This window comes from Nonomuraea sp. MTCD27, assembly GCF_041950495.1.
GTDB lineage: Bacteria > Actinomycetota > Actinomycetes > Streptosporangiales > Streptosporangiaceae > Nonomuraea.
The window spans coordinates 40,365-53,037 of sequence record NZ_JBGNUW010000022.1; the positions used below are offsets into that span (position 1 = coordinate 40,365).

Genomic DNA, 12,673 nt, shown 5'->3' on the forward strand with positions numbered 1-12,673 from the left:
TCGGTCATACGGATGAACGCCGTCCTACTTGAGGCCAGAATCTGCGCTGGACCAGGAGGGTGACGGTGCCCGCGATGACCATGCCGACGATGTTCACGGCGAGCTGCGAGACCGACCCCGCGACCTCCTTCCAGTCGCTCAGCGCCAGCGCGACGGCCGCGTAGCCGGCGGCGGGCACGGTGGTGACCGAGATGAAGACGCCGATCAGGGCCGAGGACTTGCCGGCCGTGACCGACAGCACCCCGGCCGCGCCCGCCAGCAGCGCCACGATGAACGACCAGCGGTCCGGCTTGACGATGAACTGGACCTCCTCGTTCCTGGTGAGGTTGCCGAGGTCGATCCAGCCGAGCCAGTAAGAGACGAGTGCGCAGGCGTAGGTGATCGCGATCGCCACCGCGAACCCGATCACCAGCGTCCGCAGCGCGGTCGCGATCAGGTGGCCCCTGCGGCGCAGCAGGCCGAAGCAGATGGCCGCGACCGCGCCGAACTCGGGGCCGAGCACCATCGCGCCGACGATCAGGATGGGGGAGTTCTGCAGCACGCCGATGCCCGCGAGCTGCGTGGCGATGGCCAGGAAGGCCAGGTAGGCCCACGTGACACGGGTGTCGGCGTAGACCTTCTGGGCCAGCTCCTCCCAGATCACCGCGTCGTCGGGCTCGCCCGGCGCCTCCTTGACGGCGTCCTCGGCGACTTTCGACAGCGACAGATCGACCTGCTCGGCGGCGATCGACCCCTCGGTCTCCAGCCACTTGAGCTGGGTCAGCACCTGGTTGGCCGACTCTCTGGCCGCGTCGCACAGGATCACGTCGCCGCGTGGCTCGCGGGCCGCGCCCGGCAGGACGACGATGTTGGTGACGCCGGGGCAGTCCTCCAACACCGTCGTCACCTCGTCGGTGCGCGCGGCCGGGATGATCAGTCGTAGATGGAGCACGCGCCCCATTGTCGTCGATCGGACGTTGACGATGTGTTGACGCGATTACCCGAGGCTTCCTCACATGATCCGGTACAGGTGCCATGACCACGGTGAGGAGTGCTGGTTCGCCGACGTGGACGACCAGGAGTGCGGTGGCAGGTTCGCCCGTTATCTGTTCGAGGAGGCGTTCAGGTCTGGCGGAGGCGTACCCGCCGTACGGAATGGTCTACGCCCTTCTTGAGGACGAGGTCGGCCCGGCCCCTGGTGGGGGCGATGTTCTCGACCAGGTTGCGCTCGTTGATGTCGCGCCAGACGTTGACCGCGAAGTTCGTGGCCTCGTCGTAGGACAGCTCCGCGATGTGCCGGAAGTACGACTTCGGGTCCTCGAAGGCGGTCCGGCGGAGCTTGTGGAAGCGGTCGATGTACCAGGAGCGGATGTCCTCGACCTTGGCGTCCACGTAGATGGAGAAGTCGAAGTAGTCGTTGACCGCGAGGGAGGTGGGCGGGGCGGGCTGGAGGACGTTGAGTCCTTCGATGATCAGGATGTCGGGACTTTTCACGGTCTGGGTGGTGCCGGGGACGATGTCGTACTCGAGGTGGCTGTAGACCGGTGCGTGCACCTCCGCCGCTCCCGCCTTCACCTCCGCCACGAACCTGACCAGCGCCCGCCGGTCATAGCTCTCCGGGAAACCCTTGCGATGCATGATCTTCTTGGCGTCGAGCACCGCGTTGGGGTAGAGGAAGCTGTCGGTGGTGATCAGCTCCACGTGCGGGTGCTCGGGCCAGCGGGCCAGGAGGGTGTGCAGCAGGCGGGCCGTGGTCGACTTGCCGACCGCGACGCTGCCCGCGATGCCCAGGATGTACGGGACGCGCTGCTCGGGATGGCCGAGGAACGCGCTCAGCACGCTGCTGCGCTGCTTGGACCCGGTGAAGTGCAGGTTGAGCAGCCGGGTCAGAGGGAGGTAGATGTCGGTGACTTCGGTGAGGTCGATGGGGTCGTCGAGGCCGCGTAGCTCTTCCAGCTCGTCTGCGGTGAGAGTCAAGGGCGTGTTCTTGCGGAGCTCGCTCCACTGCTCCCTGCTCAGTTCCACGTAGCCGTTGTTCACCTAGGCAGCGTAGCGATGTGCGACAAACCGGATCGTGTCCGGGGCGGTCCCCGTGAATCCACAGCCTGTGGATAAAGACGTGGGATTACCGAGACCCAGTTCGGGGAAAGAAGGGGGGCCTTCCCCAAATCCGTTATGCAACGGTGGGTCGGCGGCTACTGTCCGGACGGGAGGTTTTCCGTGGACCGTCGTCGCTTCATCACCAACGTGGTCACCGGCATCGCCGGGCCCTTCGCGGGGGTCGCGTGCGCCGGGGCCCATGGCGGGGCCAGGCCCGTACCCGGTTACGGCCCGCTGCGTCCCGTCCGCGACCTGCGTGACGGGAAGGCGCGGCTGCACCTGCCGGACGGGTTCAAATACCGCTCGTTCAGCGTGGCCGGCGACAAGTTCAGCGACGGGTCCACGGTCCCGGGCCGGCACGACGGCATGGCGGCCTTCGCCGGGCCGAAGGACAGCACCGTCCTGATCCGCAACCACGAGGTCAACGGGCCCGTGGGCGCGTTCGGCGACAGGGACAAGGCCTACGACCGCATGGCCGGGGGCGGCACCTCCACGTTGCAGGTCACCCGCTACGGCGAGGTGATCAAGAGCGCGCCCTCGCTGAACGGCACCATGATGAACTGCTCGGGTGGCCCCATGGTCTGGCGGGCCTGGGTGAGCTGCGAGGAGACGGTCAACGGGCCCGACGTGGCCGGCGACTTCTCCGGCGGCGACAACGCCAGGCTCGAGCGCGGGCACGGCTACATCTTCGAGGTGCCGGTCGGCCGCGCCGCCACCGCCAGGCCGATCCGGTCGGCCGGGCGCTTCCCGCACGAGTCCGCCGCCTTCGACCCCTCCTCGGGCGCGATCTACCTGACCGAGGACAACTACAGCTTTCCGTCCGGCTTCTACCGCTATCTGCCGCCGAAGCACCCGGTCCTGGCCGGGCGGCTGCTCGACGGCGGCCGGCTGCAGATGCTCGCCGTCAAGGGCGCCGACCGCAAGAACCTGTCCGTGGGGCAGGCGCCCGGCGCCGCGTACGAGACGCGCTGGGTGGACATCGACGACCCCGACCCCGCCTTCAAGGGCAGGCCCTCCTACGACGAGGCCGCCCAGGCGGTGGGCAGGCAGGGCCGGGAGGAGGGCGCGGCCATCTTCGCCAGGCTGGAGGGGGCCGTCCACCACCAGGGGACGATCTACTTCGTCTCCACGCAGGGCGGGGCCACCGCGCCGGGCGACACGGCGCCCGACGGGTTCGGGAACGGCCGGGGGCAGGTGTGGGCGTACGAGACGTGGAGCGGGCGGCTCAAGCTCGCCTACGAGTCGCCCCGCTCGTCCGTGCTCGACCTGCCCGACAACGTGACGGTCAGCAGGCGCGGCACGCTGGTGCTGTGCGAGGACGGCGACGGCGACAACTACCTGCGCGGGCTCAGCAAGGCGGGGGAGATCTTCGACTTCTGCCGCCTGGCGCCGATCTCCGGCGACGAGGGGGCGGAGTTCGCCGGCTCCACGTTCGGTCCCGGCGGCCACACCCTCTACGTCAACATCCAGGCCAAACAGGGGATGTCCATCGCCATCTGGGGGCCGTGGGGGCGCGGCCCGTTCTGAGTACGCTGGGACGATGATCCTGGGTATCGGCGTGGACGTCGTGGACATCGCCCGCTTCGAGGCCGCGCTGGCGCGTACACCGCAGCTCAAGGACCGGCTCTTCACCGAGGTCGAGCGGCCGCTGCCGGTGCACTCGCTGGCCGCCAGGTTCGCCGCCAAGGAGGCCGTGGCCAAGGCACTGGGCGCCCCCAAGGGTCTCGGGCACCTGGAGGCCGAGGTGCGCTGCGACGAGCTCGGCAAGCCCGAGCTGCGGGTCTCCGGCAAGGTGGCCGAGGTGGCCTACGACCTCGGGGTCCAGCGCTGGCACATCTCCCTCAGCCACGACGCGGGCGTGGCCGTGGCCTATGTGATCGCGGAGGGATAGCTTCGGATCATGCGCACTGCCTACTCCGCCATCCAGATCCGGGGCGCCGAGCACGCGCTCATGGCGCTGCTGCCCGAGGGGACGCTCATGCAGCGGGCCGCCACCGGGCTCGCCGCCGCCTGCGCCGACCTGCTGGGCCGCGTCTACGGCAAACGGGTCGTGCTGCTCGTCGGCAGCGGCGACAACGGAGGCGACGCGCTCTACGCGGGCGAGCGGCTGGCCAGGCGCGGGGCCTGGGTGGGCGCCGTGCTGGCCGGGTCCAAGACGCACGAGGCGGGCCTGCGGGCGCTGCTGGACGCGGGCGGGCGGGTCGTCGACCGCTCGGCCCTGGAGCGGGCCGACCTGATCGTCGACGGGCTCGTCGGGATCGGGGCGTCGGGGGCGCTGCGGGAGCCGTACGCGGGGCTGGCCGAGGAGGCGAACGCGGCCAGGGGCACGATCGTGGCCGTCGACGTGCCGAGCGGCGTGGACGCGAGCAGCGGGCAGGTGGCCGGGGCGGCCGTCCGGGCCAGGGTGACCGTGACCATGGGGGCGTTCAAGACGGGGTTGCTGGTCGATCCCGGTGCCGCCTTCGCGGGGGAGGTCGAGCTGGTGGACATCGGGCTGGGGGCGTACCTGCCTGATCCCGACGTGGCCGCGCTCACCGGCGGCGACGTGGACGACCTGATGCCACGGCCGGGCAACGAGTCGGACAAATACCGCCGGGGGGTGCTGGGCGTCGCGGCCGGTAGCGACCTGTTCACCGGCGCGGCCGTGCTGGCCGTGGGCGGCGCGCTGCGGGGCGGCGCGGGCATGGTCCGCTACGCCGGGCGGCGGGCGCCGGTCGACCAGGTGCGCGCGCACTGGCCGGAGGCCGTCGTCACGCTGCTGGACGAGCCCTCGATCGAGCAGGTGGGCCGGGTGCAGGCGTGGGTGCTGGGGCCCGGCCTCGGCACCGACGACTGGGCGTACGAGCTGGCGGGCAGGGTGCTCGCCTCCAACGTGCCCGTGCTGATCGACGCCGACGGGCTGACCCTGGTGGCCAGGGACCGCGGGCTGCTGCGCCGGTCCGCCCCGGTCCTGCTCACCCCGCACGCCGGGGAGCTGGCCCGGCTCATCCGCGCCGACCGCGACGACATCGAGGCGGCCCGGCTGGAGCACGCCCGCCGGGCGGCGGCCGAGCTGGGCGTGACCGTGCTGCTCAAGGGCTCGACCACCGTGGTGGCCGAGGACTCCAGGCCGGTGCGCGTGAACGTCACCGGCACGCCCTGGCTGGCCACCGGCGGCACCGGCGACGTGCTGTCCGGCGTGGCCGGCGCGCTGCTCGCCCAGGGTCTGAGCTGCTACGACGCCGCCTCCTGCGGCGCCTTCCTGCACGGGCTGGCCGGCCGGCTGGCCGCCGACGGCGCGCCCCTGGCCGCCGCCGACGTGGCGACCGCGGTCCCGGCGGCCATCCGTGCCGTGACCAGCGCGAGTTCGTGACGGGCGAGCGACGGGAATCGCGCTCGGCCACGTGCGGGAGCTGCCACACTAGAAGGATGTACTCCTCGATGGACACGCCCGCCCAGGCCCGGGTGGACCTGGCCGCCATCAGGCACAACGTGGCCCTGCTCAAGGAGCGGGTCGGCGGGGCGGAGCTCATGGGCGCGGTCAAGGCCGACGCCTACGGCCACGGCCTGGTGCCGGTGTCCGAGGCGGTGCTGCGGGGAGGCGCGGGCCGGCTCGGCACCGCGTTCGTCAGGGAGGCCCTGGAGCTGCGCGAGCGCGGCGTGACCGCGCCGATCCTGTCCTGGCTGATCACCCCGGGCGAGCCGCTCGACGAGGCGCTGACCCACGACATCGAGCTGTCGGCCGCCGACGTGCGGCTGCTCGACGAGATCGCCGCCGCCGCCCGGCGCACGGGCCGCACGGCGCGCATGCACCTGGAGGCCGACACCGGCATGAGCAGGGGCGGCGCCCCGCTCGCCGCCTGGCCGGAGCTGCTGGCCAGGGCGCTGGAGCTGCGCGCCGAGGGCGTCGTCGAGATCGTCGGGCTCTGGTCCCACTTCGCCTGCGCCGACATCCCGGGCCACCCGTCGATCGAGCGGCAGCTGGAAGCCTTCGAGGCCGCGCTCAAGCTGGCCGAGCAGGCCGGCGCGGCCGGCTCCCACGTGATCAGGCACATCGCCAACTCGGCCGCCGCCCTCACGCTCCCCGCCGCCCGCTACGACCTGGTCAGGCCCGGCATCGCGATGTACGGCCTGAGCCCCATCCCCGAGCTGGGCGACTTCGGCCTCCGGCAGGCCATGACGCTCGTGGCGCGGGTGGGCCTGGTCAAGCGGGTCACCGAGGGCGCGGGCGTCTCCTACGGGCACCTCTACACCACCGAGCGCGAGACCACGCTCGGCCTCGTCCCCCTCGGATACGCCGACGGCATACTCCGGCACGCGACGGGCCGGGCCGAGGTCCTGGCGGGCGGCCGCCGGAGGCTGATCGCCGGCCGGGTGTGCATGGACCAGTTCATGATCGACATGGGTGACGACCCGCTCTCGGCGGGCGACGAGGTCGTGCTGTTCGGGCCAGGTGACGGGGGCGAGCCGACCGCCCAGGAATGGGCGGATACTCTCGGCACGATCACGCATGAGATCGTGACCAGGATCGGCGCGCGCGTGCCCCGGGTTTACCGGCAGTGATGAAGGGCACATCGCGGCGGCCATGAGCGGAGAAGGATCGGGGACATGACGACGACAACACGGCGCAGGGTAGGGATCGCCGGCGCGCTCGTCGGTGCGGCTTCCGCCGGCGTCGCGGCGGCGGCGCTGGCCAAACGTTACGCGGTGGGCCGGATCAGGCTGCGTCCCGACACCGAGGCGAGCGAGCCGTTCGGTGAGCTGAGGGGCAGGGAGCGCACGCTCGTCACCTCTGACGGCAAGGCCCTGCACATCGAGGTCGACGGCCCCGAGGACGCGCCGCTGACGGTCGTCTTCTGCCACGGCTACTGCCTCAGCCTGGAGTCGTGGCACTACCAGCGGAAAGACCTGCGCGACAACTACCGGATCCTGCTCTGGGACCAGCGCTCGCACGGCCGCTCCCAGCGCTCGACCGCCGAGGACAGCACGATCGACCGGCTGGGCGAGGACCTGGCCGAGGTGATCCGGCAGTACGTGCCCGGCCCGTGCGTGCTGGTCGGCCACTCCATGGGCGGCATGACGATCATGGCGCTGGCCGACCGCTACCCCGAGCTGTTCGGCGACAAGATCCGCGCGGTGGCGCTCATCGCGACCTCGGCCGGCAAGCTCGCCGAGCTGACGCTGGGCATGCCCGCGATGTTGTCCAAGGCCGTGCACAAGGTGGCACCCTCCACGGTCTCGATGCTGGGCAAGCGGGGCGCGCTGGCCGACCGGGCCCGCCACGTGGGCAGCGACATCGCCTTCCTGATCACTCGTTACATGGGCTTCGGCGACTCCAAGAACATCAGCCCCACCGTGGTCGACTTCGCCGAGTCGATGATCAGGGCGACGCCGACCGAGGTGTTCGCCGACTTCTACCCGGCGCTGATGAACCACGACAAGCTCTCCGCCCTCCACGTGCTCGACCCGGTGCCCACCGCGATCCTGGTCGGCGAGCGCGACTGGCTGACCCCGCCCGACCACAGCAAGGCCATCGCCGCCGCCCTGCCCAAGGCGCAGCTCACCGAGGTGCCCGACACCTCCCACCTGATCCAGCTGGAGCGGCCCGGCATCGTCAACGACGCGCTGCGCGACCTGGTGAAGCGGGTGGAGCTCTGATGAGGCTCGCCACCGCCGACGACATGCGGGCCTACGGCGCCCGCCTGGCCGCCCGCCTGCGCCCCGGAGACCTGCTCGTCCTGTCGGGCCCGCTCGGCGCGGGCAAGACCACGCTCGTGCAGGGCATCGCCGAGGGCCTCAAAGTACGCGGCCCGATCACCTCGCCCACGTTCGTGATCGCCAGGGTGCACCCCTCGCTGCGCCAGGGCCCGCCGCTCGTCCACGCTGACGCCTACCGGCTGGGCGGCGAGCTGGAGGTGGACGACCTCGACCTGGACGCCTCGCTGGAGGAGTCGGTCACCGTCGTGGAGTGGGGCGAGGGGCTGGTCGAGGGGCTGGCCGACGACCGGCTGGAAATCCACATCGACCGCGAGGCGGGCGACGAGGCCCGCATCGTCACGCTGCGAGGTGTGGGCCCCAGGTGGTCCGACACGCCGTCTGATCCGCCAGAAGGCTAAAACGCCCGTCAAACCCGGGTATAGCTGGCACCCTTGACTTACCAGGCCGAAGATATAAATCATGATCGTTGGTCAGGGATTCGCCCAGAATTTCTGGGTATCAGGAGGGGCGACATCCACACTTTTGGTGGATGCTGGGTTGCAAGACGGCAAAGTGGGGTGCGGCCGGTGCTCAGGGTCAGGCGAGTCGCGTACGCGGGAGCCATCGTCATGGTCGGTCTGACCGGCTGCACGGCCTCGGCGGAGACCGATCCAACAGGCACACCCACCCCCACGGCCAGTGGCACGGCCTCCCCCACGGGCACCGCCACGACCACCGCGACGACCACGGCGACCAGCACTCCGCGGACGACCACGACCAGGCAGACCATCTCGGTCCAGCTCAACCCCGACCGCGTCACCGCCGGCGAGACGTCCAGGGTGTGGATCCTGGCCAACTGCCCGGTCCCGACCGGCGGGCCCGCCCACACCGGCACCGCCACGTCCAGGGCGTTCATCAACGGCGTCACGCTCAACCCGGTCCCCGCGGCCTCGATCACCCCCACCTCGACGGCCACCCCCGCCGCGGGCTCCCCCTGGGTGCGCGGCGAGGCGCAGGTCTCGGGAACGATCCGGCGCGGCAGCTACCGCGTCGACGTCAAGTGCGACGGCACCAACGACCTGGGCCGGGCCACGCTCAGGGTGGTCGCGGCCGATGCCGAGGCCGAGCCGACCACCACGCTGCCCACCAGGGCGCCCAGGGCCGGCGGCGGCGGCACGTACGCACAGGACGCCTCCGAGGAGTCCTCGATCCCGCTCGGCCCGGCAGGAGTGCTCATCGCCCTGGCCCTGGCCGGTGGCGTCGGTTACGCGATCAAGCGTCGCAGCCGGGCGTAGATCATGGCCCGCCCTGGACGGGTGGTGCTCGCCGGCGCCGTCACGGGCCTGCTGCTGGTCGCGTTCGGCAAGAGCATGCAGACCGGCACCACCCCTGCCGCAGCAGTCGTGCCCCAGAGCATCGACATCCCCTCGATCGACGTCGAGGCCGACCTGATGAAGCTCGACCTGCAGAAGAACGGCGAGGTCGAGCTGCCGCCCTACGAGAAGCCGAAGGTGGCCGGCTGGTACACCGGCAGCGCCGTCCCCGGCGAGAAGGGCGCCTCGGTGATCATCGGCCACGTCGACACCAAGACGGCTCCGGCCGTGTTCTACAAGCTCAGGCAGTTACGCAAGGGCGAGACCGTCAAGGTGGAGCGGAGCGACGGCAAGGTCGTGCGGTACAAGGTGGACTCGATCGAGCAGGTGCACAAGGACAGCTTCCCTGCCAAGCGGGTCTACCTGGAGGACGGGCTCAAGCTGGTAACGTGCGGCGGCAAGTTCGACTACGCCAAGGGCGAATACCTCGACAATGTCATCGTGTACGCATCCCAGATCTGAGAGCACATGACCGCCAACCCGCCCGCCGCCGGGACCCGCTTGCCCTGGCACGAGGTGCACCCGGGGGTGCGCGCCGCGGTCGAGGAGTTCCTCGGCGGCCGCGTGACCGGAGCCGACACGCAGCCGGGCGGCTTCTCCCCGGCCGCAGCAGTGCGTCTGCGCACGGACAACGGCAGGCGCGCCTTCGTCAAGGCCGTCGGTCCCGAGCCGAACGCCGACACCGTGCGCATCTACCAGGCCGAGCTCAAGATCGCCGCCGCCCTGCCCGAGTCCGTCCCCGCCCCCAGGCTGCTGACCGGCTTCGAGCTGGCGGGGTGGGTCGCGCTGGTCTTCGAGGACGTCGAGGCCGAGCACCCCGAGCTGCCGTGGCGGCGCGACCAGCTCGACCGGGTGCTGGCGGCCGTCAAGGAGATGTCGGAGGCGCTCACGCCGTCCCCGATCGACGCCCCGGAGATCGGGGAGGTGTTCGGGCAGGCGTTCCAGGGCTGGCGCCGCCTGCTGAAGGAGGACACCTCGGGCCTCGACCCCTGGGCGCTGCGCCACCTCGGCGAGCTGGCCGAGCTGGAGTCCGGCTGGGCCGCGGCCGCGGCGGGCGACACCCTGGTCCACGCCGACCTGCGGGCCGACAACATCCTGCTCACCGACGACCGCGTCTACGTCGTGGACTGGCCGTGGGCCTGCCGCGGCGCGCCCTGGTTCGACACGGTGGGCATGCTGCCCTCGGTGAGCATGCAGGGCGGGCCCTCGGCCGACGAGCTGTTCGACCTGCCCGGCCTCCCGGTCACCCAGGTCGTGGCGGCGGTCACCGGCTACCTCGTCCGGCAGGGCCGCCAGCCCGATCCGCCCGGCCTGCCCACGATCAGGGCGTTCCAGCGGGCCCAGGGAGTGGTGGCCCTCGACTGGCTGAAGCGGCGTACGGGCTGGGCGTGACCCATCCGGCGGGTAGGCTAAACAGTCGTGCTGGTCCTGGCCTTTGATACCGCGACGCCCGCCGTCACCGCCGCGCTCCACGACGGGGAGCGCGTGCTCGCCGAGTCGACGACGATCGACGCCCGGCGACACGGCGAGCTGCTCGCGCCCACCATCGAGCTCGTCCTGGGTGAGGCGGGCGCGTCGCCGCGCGACGTGACGGCCATCGTGGCGGGCAGCGGCCCCGGTCCCTACACCGGGCTGCGCGTCGGGCTGATGACCGCGCAGGGGCTCGCCACCACCCTCGGCGCCCCCGCGTACGGCATCTGCACGCTCGACGCCGTCGCCTACGGCAGCGGGCTCACCGGGCCCTTCCTGGTCGCCACCGACGCGCGGCGGAAGGAAGTGTTCTGGGCGCGCTACTCCGATCCGCGCACCCGGCTCGACGGTCCCTTCGTGGACCGGCCCGCCGACGTGCCGGTGGAGGGGCTGCCGGTCGTGGGCGCGGGCGCCCAGCTCTACGCCGACCTCCTGGGGGGCGGGGGCGACGCGCCGCCCTACCCCTACGCCGGCGCGCTGGCCGCCCTGGCGGCCGAGCGGCTGGCCCAGGGCATCCCGCTCGACCCGCCGCGCCCGATCTACCTGCGCAGACCCGACGCCGTGGCGCCGGGAGCGCCCAAGAGGGTGACGGCGTGAACCTCAGGCCGATGACCGAGGCCGATCTGCCGGCGGTCATGGCCATCGAGCGCGCCACGTTCCCGCTCGACGCGTGGAGCGAGGGCATGATGCGCGGCGAGCTGGCCGACATGCCGCGCTCCCGCCACTACGTGGTGGCCCTGGTGGACGACGAGATCGTCGCCTACGCCGGGCTCGCCGCCGCGGCCGACCAGGCCGACGTGCAGACCATCGCGGTGCTGGAGAAGCACCAGGGCACGGGCATCGGCAGCGCGCTGCTGACCGCGCTGCTGGCAGAGGCGAGCCGCAGGGGCGCGCGGGAGATCTTCCTGGAAGTACGCGCCGACAACCCGCGCGCGCAGGCGGTCTACCGGCATTTCGGGTTCGAGGAGATCGGCACCCGCCGCCGCTACTACGACGACGGCACCGACGCGATCATGATGAGAAGGAAGCTAGGTGACTGACGCACCCCTGGTCCTGGGCATCGAGACGTCCTGCGACGAGACCGGCATCGGCATCGTCAGGGGCCACACGCTGCTGGCCAACACGATCGCCTCCAGCATGGAGGAGCACGCCAGGTTCGGCGGCGTGGTGCCCGAGGTCGCCTCGCGCGCCCACCTGGAGGCCATGACGCCCACGGTGGAGGCCGCGCTGGCCGCGGCCGGGCTGAAGTTCTCCGACATCGACGCCATCGCCGTGACGGCCGGCCCCGGGCTGGCCGGGGCGCTGCTGGTCGGCGTGGCCGCGGCCAAGTCCTACGCGCTCGGCCTCGGCGTCCCTCTCTACGGTGTCAACCACCTCGCCGCCCACGTCGCCGTCGACCAGCTCGAACACGGGCCGCTGCCCAAGCCGTGCATCGCCCTGCTCGTCTCGGGCGGCCACTCCTCGCTGCTGCTCGTGCCCGACGTGGCCGAGGACGTGATCTCGCTCGGCTCCACCGTCGACGACGCGGCCGGAGAGGCGTTCGACAAGGTGGCGCGGGTGCTGGGGCTGCCGTTCCCCGGCGGACCTTACATCGACCGGTCCGCCCGCGACGGTTCGGGGACGGCCATCTCCTTCCCGCGCGGCAAGATCGACGACGGCACGCTCGACTTCTCCTTCTCCGGGCTCAAGACGGCCGTGGCGCGCTGGGTCGAGGCCAGGGAGACGGCGGGGGAGTCCATCCACGTGCCCGACGTGGCGGCCTCCTTCCAGGAGGCCGTGGTGGACGTGCTGACCCGCAAGGCGCTGCAGGCGTGCCGGAAATACGACGTGCACGACCTGCTGATCGGGGGCGGGGTGGCGGCCAACTCCCGGCTGCGGGCGCTGGCCCAGGAGCGGTGCGACGCGGCGGGCGTACGCCTGCGCGTGCCCCGTCCCGGGCTGTGCACCGACAACGGCGCCATGGTCGCGGCCCTGGGCTCCGACCTGGTCGCGGCCGGCATCACGCCCTCGACGCTGGAGATCCCGGCCGACTCATCGCTGCCTATCACGACGGTGCACGTCTGAGCTCCTCGCCG

At 71.7% G+C, this 12,673-nt stretch carries 14 protein-coding genes; 12 read left to right on the forward strand and 2 right to left on the reverse strand.

Annotated features, from left to right (window positions below):
* Positions 1-4: 4 nt before the first annotated feature.
* Together ACBJ59_RS47280 and coaA are read right to left on the reverse strand one after the other, a co-directional pair.
* Positions 5-931: a DUF389 domain-containing protein gene (locus ACBJ59_RS47280; RefSeq protein WP_375116594.1), complete on the reverse strand. Its 927-nt coding sequence runs from the start codon at positions 929-931 to the stop codon at positions 5-7.
* A gap of 170 nt (positions 932-1,101) precedes the next feature.
* Positions 1,102-2,004 (reverse strand): type I pantothenate kinase, encoded by a 903-nt coding sequence (coaA, locus tag ACBJ59_RS47285; RefSeq protein ID WP_375116725.1) that lies wholly within the window; start codon positions 2,002-2,004, stop codon positions 1,102-1,104.
* Positions 2,005-2,199: 195 nt separating this feature from the next.
* Here coaA and ACBJ59_RS47290 point away from each other — a divergent pair, with 195 nt between their 5' ends.
* The 12 genes from ACBJ59_RS47290 (at position 2,200) to tsaD (ending at position 12,662) form a co-directional block, all read left to right on the forward strand.
* Entirely contained in the window at positions 2,200-3,606 is a 1,407-nt protein-coding gene (locus ACBJ59_RS47290) for an alkaline phosphatase PhoX (RefSeq protein WP_375116595.1), read from the forward strand.
* Between the two features lie 13 nt (positions 3,607-3,619).
* The gene (locus ACBJ59_RS47295) at positions 3,620-3,970 is read left to right on the forward strand and encodes a holo-ACP synthase (protein WP_375116596.1); all 351 of its coding nucleotides are present in this window, start codon (positions 3,620-3,622) and stop codon (positions 3,968-3,970) included.
* Positions 3,971-3,979: 9 nt separating this feature from the next.
* Entirely contained in the window at positions 3,980-5,431 is a 1,452-nt protein-coding gene (locus ACBJ59_RS47300) for an NAD(P)H-hydrate dehydratase (protein ID WP_375116597.1), read from the forward strand.
* Positions 5,432-5,499: 68 nt separating this feature from the next.
* The gene (alr, locus tag ACBJ59_RS47305) at positions 5,500-6,621 is read left to right on the forward strand and encodes an alanine racemase (RefSeq protein ID WP_375116726.1); all 1,122 of its coding nucleotides are present in this window, start codon (positions 5,500-5,502) and stop codon (positions 6,619-6,621) included.
* Between the two features lie 45 nt (positions 6,622-6,666).
* Positions 6,667-7,716: an alpha/beta fold hydrolase gene (locus tag ACBJ59_RS47310; protein ID WP_375116598.1), complete on the forward strand. Its 1,050-nt coding sequence runs from the start codon at positions 6,667-6,669 to the stop codon at positions 7,714-7,716.
* On the forward strand, positions 7,716-8,174 hold the full coding sequence (tsaE, locus tag ACBJ59_RS47315; protein ID WP_375116599.1) for a tRNA (adenosine(37)-N6)-threonylcarbamoyltransferase complex ATPase subunit type 1 TsaE: 459 nt from the start codon (positions 7,716-7,718) through the stop codon (positions 8,172-8,174). The genes ACBJ59_RS47310 and tsaE overlap by 1 nt, the downstream gene beginning before the upstream one ends.
* 168 nt (positions 8,175-8,342) lie before the next feature.
* A complete protein-coding gene (locus tag ACBJ59_RS47320) occupies positions 8,343-9,050 on the forward strand; it encodes a hypothetical protein (RefSeq protein ID WP_375116600.1) in 708 nt (235 codons plus the stop codon).
* Between the two features lie 3 nt (positions 9,051-9,053).
* Complete coding sequence (locus tag ACBJ59_RS47325; RefSeq protein ID WP_375116601.1) at positions 9,054-9,590, forward strand: class F sortase; 537 nt, start codon at positions 9,054-9,056, stop codon at positions 9,588-9,590.
* A 6-nt stretch (positions 9,591-9,596) separates the two neighbouring features.
* The gene (locus ACBJ59_RS47330) at positions 9,597-10,520 is read left to right on the forward strand and encodes an aminoglycoside phosphotransferase family protein (protein ID WP_375116602.1); all 924 of its coding nucleotides are present in this window, start codon (positions 9,597-9,599) and stop codon (positions 10,518-10,520) included.
* 27 nt (positions 10,521-10,547) lie between these two features.
* On the forward strand, positions 10,548-11,195 hold the full coding sequence (tsaB, locus tag ACBJ59_RS47335; protein WP_375116603.1) for a tRNA (adenosine(37)-N6)-threonylcarbamoyltransferase complex dimerization subunit type 1 TsaB: 648 nt from the start codon (positions 10,548-10,550) through the stop codon (positions 11,193-11,195).
* Positions 11,196-11,206: 11 nt separating this feature from the next.
* Positions 11,207-11,638 (forward strand): ribosomal protein S18-alanine N-acetyltransferase, encoded by a 432-nt coding sequence (gene rimI, locus ACBJ59_RS47340; protein ID WP_375116604.1) that lies wholly within the window; start codon positions 11,207-11,209, stop codon positions 11,636-11,638.
* Positions 11,631-12,662, forward strand: coding sequence for a tRNA (adenosine(37)-N6)-threonylcarbamoyltransferase complex transferase subunit TsaD (gene tsaD / locus ACBJ59_RS47345; protein WP_375116605.1), 1,032 nt, complete (start codon positions 11,631-11,633; stop codon positions 12,660-12,662). The genes rimI and tsaD overlap by 8 nt, the downstream gene beginning before the upstream one ends.
* Positions 12,663-12,673 lie beyond the last annotated feature (11 nt).